Source organism: Actinomadura sp. 6K520 (genome assembly GCF_004349245.1).
GTDB lineage: Bacteria > Actinomycetota > Actinomycetes > Streptosporangiales > Streptosporangiaceae > Spirillospora.
This window is the reverse complement of record NZ_SMLC01000285.1, coordinates 1-6,021: the sequence shown is the minus strand read 5'-3', so window position 1 is coordinate 6,021 and position 6,021 is coordinate 1. Positions and strand designations below refer to the sequence as shown.

Here is a 6,021-nt window from a genome sequence, read left to right as displayed (position 1 = left end):
ACCCGGGCGCGGGGCGGGCGGATGCCGTCGCGGTCGCGCATGGCGAGCAGCATGTCGACGGCGGTCCGGCCGGACTCCTCGTACTTGCCGGCGAGGGTGGTCAGCGGCGGGGAGCAGAAGTCCGCGCCGAAGATGTCGTCGTAGCCGACGACGCTGAGGTCCCCGGGTACGGACACGTTCCGCTCGGCGCAGCGGCGCAGGACCCCGATCGCGAGCAGGTCGTTGTGCGCGACGGCGGCGGTCGCGCCGGTGCCCAGCGCGGCGTCGGCCGCGGCGGCGCCGCCGGCCATGGTCGGCGGGAACGGGCCGATCCGCCGCGTGCCGATGCCGTGCCGGTCCGCCGCCGCGACCAGCGACTCCCAGCGGCGGGCGCCCAGCCAGGAGCGGGGCGGCCCGCCGAGGAACACGATCGAGCGGTGCCCGAGCGAGGCGAGGTGCTCGACGATCTGGCGGGTGCCCTCGGCGTGGTCGACGATCACGCTGGGCACGTCGCCGACCTGCCGGCTGATCAGTGTGAGGCGGTGCCCGGCCGAGAGCTTGACGATCTCCTCGTCGGACATGCGGCTCGCCGCGATGACGAACCCGTCCACCGACGGGCCGAGCCGTTCGATGTTGCGCGCCTCGACCTCGGGTGACTCCTGGGTGTCCCCGACGATGAGCGTGCAGCCCGCGGCGCGGGCCTGGTGCTCGGCGCCGCGGATGACCCCGAAGAAGTGCGGGTTGGTGATGTCGGAGACGAACAGCGCGAGGGTGTCGGTCCGGCCGGAGGGCAGCGCACGGGCGAGGGTGTTCGCGCGGTAGCCGAGCCGGGCCGCGACCTCGGCCACCCGTGCGGCGGTCGCGGCGTTGACGCGTCCGGGGTTGGACAGCGCCCGCGACACGGTGGACGGGGAGACCCCGGCGTGCTTCGCCACGTCGTAGATCGTCGGCCGTCCGCCGCCCGCCCTGCCCTCGGCCATCCGCCGCCCCTCCGCTCGGTCCGCGTGCGCCGGGACAGTCTCGCAGATGGAAACTTTTGGCAACCGCTTGCCATCCCACGACCAGTGATTTTAGTGTCAACGGCACATTGCAGACATGTGGTGGGGGTCACAGTACGACCCGCACCCGGGAGCGAAGAACGGATCACATGCGGGCGATCGTGCTGACCGGACCGCGGCGCATCGAGGCCGTGGACTCCTGGGCCGAACCGGAACCCGGGCGCCATGACGTGGTCGTCGAGATGGCGGCGGTCGGCCTGTGTGGGTCGGACCTCGGCGTCCACGACGGCACCCGCCCCACGCCCGCGCTGCCCTGGGTGCCGGGACACGAGGGCGGCGGCCGGATCGTCGCCGTGGGACCGGACGTGCGCGACCGCCATGTCGGCCAGCAGGTGGTGGTGGAGCCCAACTACTGCTGCTTCTCCTGCCCGCCGTGCGCACGCGGCATGACGTCCGGGTGCGAGCACAGGCTGAGCCCCGGCATCACGGTCCCGGGGCTCCTCGCCGAACGGGTCGCCGTCCCCGCGCGGTTCGCCTGGCCGCTGCCGGCCGAGGTCGGCGCCGAGGTGCTGGCGTGCGTCGAGCCGTTCGCGGTCGCCCGGTCGGCGGTCCGCCGCGCCGGCGTGGCACCGGGCACCGACTGCCTGGTCGTCGGCGCCGGATCGCAGGGCCTGCTCACCTGCCTGTCGCTCGCCGAGGCCGGCGCCCGCGTGTTCGTCACCGACCCGCGCGCCGACCGGGTCGCGATGGCCGGGCGGATCGGGGCCCGCCCCGTCGGGACGGACGAGGGGCGCGCCTTCCCGTTCGTGTTCGACACCGCCGGGGTCCCCGCCGCCTGGGAGACCTCGGCGCACAACGTCGCGACCGGCGGGACCGTCATGGTGATCGGCATGAGCGGCGAACCGGTCGGGCTGTCGACGATGGAGCTGACCCGGCGCCAGCTCCAGGTGCGCGGCTCCCTCATCTACGACCACCCGGACGACTTCGCCGCGACCGTCGCGGCGGCCTCCGGAGCGGCGTCCCGGCTCGCCGGGCTGCTGCGGCCGGGCGTGCCTCCGGACCAGGCGGAGCGCGCCTTCGCCGAGGCCCGCACGGCCCCCGGCAAAACCTGGATCGACCTGTCCGGCTGGGGAGGGGACCACCGATGACCTCCGCCGCCCCCGCGCCGCCGCCGGGCCGCCGCCCCGGCCGCGTCCTGCGGGCGCTGTCCATGGCCGAGGCCGTCACCGGCGGCGTCCTGCTCGCGGTGATCGGCGTCCTGATGCTGCTGCAGGCCGTGCAGCGCTACCTGCCCGCCGGCGGCTGGGTGTGGACCGGTGAACTCGCGCGGTTCGCCTTCGTCTGGCTCACCTTCGCCATGTCGGGCTACCTCGCGGCGCGCGACGGCCACATCGCCCTGAAACTCGTCGACATCGTGGCCGGGCCCCGGCTCCTGCGCCTCGTCGGCATCGTCGCCAACGTCACCGTCGCGATCGTCTGCCTCAACCTCGTCTACGAGGCGTGGGTCCTGGTCATGGACGACGACGGGCAGACCACGCCCGCGCTCGGCCTGCCGACGCGCTTCTTCTACGTGATCCCGCTCGCCGGACTGCTCCTCACGACCGTCCGCTCGGTCGTCGCGATCTTCCGGCCGGAGCCGGAGATGGACGAGACCCACCCGACGGACGAGACCCACCCGACGCACGAGGCGGATGAGACATGAGCATGGTGCTCCTCGGCGTGGCCATCGCCGCGCTCCTGCTGCTGCGGGTCCCCGTGGCGTTCGCGCTGCTCGGGCCCTGCCTCACCTACGTCTCCTTCGAGGGCTACTCGGCGGGGCTGAGCGTCCGGCAGGCCACCGAGGCCGTGAACAGCTTCCCGCTGCTGGCCGTCCCGCTCTTCATCCTCCTCGGCGTGGTCGCCAACCACGCCGGCATCGCCGACCGGCTGTTCGACTTCGCGCTCGCCGCCATCGGCCGGGTCAGGGGCAGCCTCGGCTACGTCAACATCGGGGTGAGCCTGGGGTTCTCCTGGATGAGCGGCTCGGCGCTCGCCGACGCCGCCGGCCTCGGCAAGGTCGAGATCCCCGCGATGACCCGCAAGGGGTACCCGCCGCGGTTCGCGGTCGGTATCAGCGCGTCCTCCAGCCTCCTCGGGCCGGTGATGCCGCCGAGCATCCCCGCGGTCGTCTACGCGGGCATCGCCGGAGTGTCGACCGGGGCGCTGTTCGCCGCCTCGGTGGCCCCCGCGTTCCTCATGGCGGTGGGCCTGGCCGGCGCGGTGTTCTTCCTGCTGCGCCGCCGGAGCGACCTGCGCGGCGAGCCCTTCTCCTGGGAGACGCTCCGCCGCACGGGGGTGCGCGTCCTCGGCCCGCTCGGCGCCCCGGTGATCATCCTGGGCGGCATCCTCGGCGGCTGGTTCACGCCGACCGAGGCGGCGGCGGTGGGCGCCGCCTACGTGCTCGTCCTCGGCGCTGTCTACCGCCGCATCACCTGGCGGGACCTGTTCCCCATCGCGAAGGAGACCGCGGCGACCACCGCGTCGATCACCCTGATCGTCGGCGCATCCGGGCTGCTGGCCTGGATCCTCGCCCGGGAGCGGGTCCCCCAGCACGTTTCCGAGGCGATGCTCGGCCTCACCGACAACGCGCTCGTGTTCCTGCTGCTGGTCAACCTGCTGATGATCATGCTCGGCGCCATCCTGGAGGGCATCTCCGTCCTGGTGATCACGGTGCCGATCCTGCTGCCGATCGCCGCCGAGTTCGGCGTCGACCCCATGCACTTCGGGGTGATCGTCATCATGAACCTGATGATCGGGCTGCTCACCCCGCCGATCGGCGCGGTGCTCTACGTGATGAGCCCGGTCGCGCGGATGCCGGTCCACGAGGTCTTCCGCGGCACCTTCCCGTTCCTGCTCCCGCTACTGGTCGTCCTGCTGCTGGTGACGTTCGTGCCCTCGATCGTCACCTTCCTGCCCCGGCTGCTCGGCCTGTAGCGACCCGGCCCGAGCGGCCCTGGCCGTCACCACCCGCGACCCGACACCACCACCCCCGTGAGGAGCAAGGCAGATGGCGAAATCACCACCCGCGAGACTGGCGGTCCTGGCCGCCGCGTCGGTTCTGGCGGCCGGCTGCAGCGCGATGAACAGCGGAGACGACGGCGGGACGGTCACGCTGTCGTTCGCCAACAGCTACACCACCCAGCATCCGCACAGCCGCTGCGGTATCCAGGCCGTCGCCGACGCGGTCAACGGCCGGGACCTCGGCGTGAAGATCGAGACGTTCCCGAACAGCCAGCTCGGCAACGACGCGACGCGCTTCACCTCCGTCAGGTCCGGCGACCTCGACATGGACGTACAGGGCTCGTCCGCGCTGGCCGCGAGCCACGCCCCCATCGGCGTCCTGGACATGGCCTACGTGTTCGACGGGCCGGACCACCTGTTCTCCTTCTTCGACGGGGAGCAGGGCGAGCGCCTGAAGACGGAGTTCGCCGAGGCCACCGGGACCCGCATCCTGGACGTCTGGTTCTTCGGGATGCGGCACTTCAGCGCCAACTCCGCCATCCGCGAGCCCGGCGACTTCAAGGGACTCCGGATGCGGTTCCCCGACTCCAAGGTCTACCTGGAGAACGCCAAGGCGATCGGCGCCAAGCCCACCGCGGTCGCGTTCGAGGAGCTGTACCTCAGCCTGCAGCGCAAGATCATCGACGGGCAGGAGAACCCCATCCCGACGATCGCCGAGAAGAGCCTCGACGAGGTCCAGACCCACGTCAGCCTCACCGGGCACCAATCCGGCTCCCAGATGATCGTCATCAACGACGACAGCTGGAAGAAGCTGAGCACCGAGCAGCAGACCGCCCTGCAGAAGGCCGTCTCGGACACCCGCGCGGGCAACCGGAAGTGCATCGAGGAGGACGAGAAGAAGATCCTCGCCGAGTGGAAGAGCAAGGGCGAGCCCACGATCGTCGAGGACGTCGACATCAAGGCGTTCTCGGACAAGGCCAGGAAGTACTTCGGCGAGACCCTTGAAGGGGAGCAGGCCGAGCTGTTCAAGACGATCCGCTCCACCGCCCCCTGACCGCCCGTGCCCGGCTCGCCGCGGCCGCCCCCCGGCGGTGGGCGGCGAGCCGGGCACGGACCCGAAACCGGCCGCCCGGGAACGGAGGAACGCGCCATGCGACGGTCGATCGCGACGCTGTGCCTGTCCGGCACGCTGGAGGACAAGCTGAACGCGGCCGCGGGCGCCGGGTTCGACGGCGTGGAGATCTTCGAGAACGACCTGCTCGCCTGCCCGCTCGCCCCCGAGGAGATCGCGGGGCGCTGCGCCGACCTCGGCCTGGCGGTCGAGCTCTACCAGCCGTTCCGTGACTTCGAGGCCGTCCCGGAGGAACTGCACCGCCGCAACCTGCGCCGGGCGGCGCACAAGTTCGCGCTGGCGCGGCGGCTCGGCGCCGGCACCGTCCTGGTGTGCTCGTCCGTCGCGCCCGAGGCCGTCGACGACGACGCCCTGGCCGCCGCGCAGCTGCGCGCCCTCGGCGACCTGGCCGCCGAACACGGCGTGCGGGTCGCCTACGAGGCCCTGGCCTGGGGGAAGCACGTCCGGACCTGGGAGCGTTCGGCGGAACTCGTCCTGCGGGCCGACCATCCCGCGCTGGGACTGTGCCTCGACAGCTTCCACGTGCTGTCACGCGGCGGCGACATCACCGCCATCACGGAGTTCCCCGCCGAGAAGCTCTTCTTCCTCCAGCTCGCCGACGCCCCGCACATGCGCATGGACGTGCTCCAGTGGAGCCGTCACCACCGGCTCTTCCCCGGGCAGGGCGCGTTCGACCTCGCCGGCTTCACGGCGCGCGTGCTCGCGGCCGGTTACGACGGGCCGCTGTCGCTGGAGGTCTTCAACGACGTCTTCCGGCAGGCGCCCCCCGCCCGCGCGGCCGTCGACGCGATGCGCTCGCTGATCGTGCTGGAGGAGGCGTTCGTCCGCCGTGCCCCCGTGCCGGCGGGCCCCGTGCCGGCGGGCCCCGTGCCGGTGGGCGCGCCGACGGCCCGCCGCCTCGCCGAGCCGCCC

At 72.6% G+C, this 6,021-nt stretch carries 6 protein-coding genes; 5 read left to right on the top strand and 1 reads right to left on the bottom strand.

The window, feature by feature from the left end; genetic code table 11:
* Positions 1–959, bottom strand: a 959-nt coding sequence (locus E1289_RS35920; protein WP_131988368.1) for a LacI family DNA-binding transcriptional regulator, incomplete at its 3' end; no start/stop codon positions are given.
* A 167-nt stretch (positions 960–1,126) separates the two neighbouring features.
* Here E1289_RS35920 and E1289_RS35915 point away from each other — a divergent pair.
* From E1289_RS35915 to E1289_RS35895, 5 genes are all read left to right on the top strand, one after another.
* Entirely contained in the window at positions 1,127–2,125 is a 999-nt protein-coding gene (locus E1289_RS35915) for an alcohol dehydrogenase catalytic domain-containing protein (RefSeq protein ID WP_131988366.1), read from the top strand.
* A complete protein-coding gene (locus E1289_RS35910) occupies positions 2,122–2,679 on the top strand; it encodes a TRAP transporter small permease (protein ID WP_131988364.1) in 558 nt (185 codons plus the stop codon). The genes E1289_RS35915 and E1289_RS35910 overlap by 4 nt, the downstream gene beginning before the upstream one ends.
* On the top strand, positions 2,676–3,950 hold the full coding sequence (locus E1289_RS35905; RefSeq protein WP_131988362.1) for a TRAP transporter large permease: 1,275 nt from the start codon (positions 2,676–2,678) through the stop codon (positions 3,948–3,950). The genes E1289_RS35910 and E1289_RS35905 overlap by 4 nt, the downstream gene beginning before the upstream one ends.
* A 73-nt stretch (positions 3,951–4,023) precedes the next feature.
* Positions 4,024–5,031, top strand: a complete 1,008-nt coding sequence (locus E1289_RS35900) for a DctP family TRAP transporter solute-binding subunit (RefSeq protein WP_131988360.1) — start codon at positions 4,024–4,026, stop codon at positions 5,029–5,031.
* A 96-nt stretch (positions 5,032–5,127) separates the two neighbouring features.
* A partial coding sequence (locus E1289_RS35895) for a sugar phosphate isomerase/epimerase (RefSeq protein ID WP_131988358.1) occupies positions 5,128–6,021 on the top strand: 894 nt, incomplete at its 3' end.

What these genes read in the sequence shown, in the direction of transcription:
- E1289_RS35900 (WP_131988360.1), top strand. Translation starts at nt 4,024, where the DNA reads ATGGCGAAATCACCACCCGCGAGACTGGCGGTCCTGGCCGCCGCGTCG.
- E1289_RS35905 (WP_131988362.1), top strand. Translation starts at nt 2,676, where the DNA reads ATGAGCATGGTGCTCCTCGGCGTGGCCATCGCCGCGCTCCTGCTGCTG.
- E1289_RS35910 (WP_131988364.1), top strand. Translation starts at nt 2,122, where the DNA reads ATGACCTCCGCCGCCCCCGCGCCGCCGCCGGGCCGCCGCCCCGGCCGC.
- E1289_RS35915 (WP_131988366.1), top strand. Translation starts at nt 1,127, where the DNA reads ATGCGGGCGATCGTGCTGACCGGACCGCGGCGCATCGAGGCCGTGGAC.